This window comes from Oceanospirillum linum (assembly GCF_001995095.2).
GTDB classification, from domain to species: Bacteria; Pseudomonadota; Gammaproteobacteria; order Pseudomonadales; family Halomonadaceae; genus Oceanospirillum; species Oceanospirillum linum.
In genome coordinates, this window is the sequence record NZ_MTSD02000132.1 from 1 (window position 1) to 428 (window position 428).

The 428-nt window shown below is 52.1% G+C and carries 1 pseudogene; it reads left to right on the top strand.

Annotated features, from left to right (window positions below):
- A pseudogene (locus BTA35_RS16975) lies at positions 1-290 on the top strand (hypothetical protein); the annotation flags it as partial.
- Positions 291-428 lie beyond the last annotated feature (138 nt).

Genomic DNA, 428 nt, shown 5'->3' on the forward strand with positions numbered 1-428 from the left:
GTTGTAGTATGGGGTTACTCTGGTTGGCAACCGTGCCGCCCACCTCTGGTTTAGTGGCCACCATGTTTGGCACCCGCTACATGGCCACGCTATATGGCATCGTATTTCTCAGCCATCAAGTGGGCAGCTTCAGCGGCGTATGGCTGGGCGGCTGGTTATTTGAAAATATGGGCAGTTATGATGGGCTCTGGTGGAGCGGTGTTGCGCTTAGTCTGGTTGCGATGTTGCTGCACTGGCCGATCAAAGAGCAATCGGCCTTTGCTGCACAGCGTCAACCCCAATCCGCTTAAGAACAACGGGAATGACACAGATCCGGCATAGGGTCCATGAATCACGCAATAATCATGATCAATCGGGCTAAATCATCAAAATTAGCCCTCTCTTTCCGCAAAGACTCTACATAGTGCCGTCCACAGCAGGTATACTCG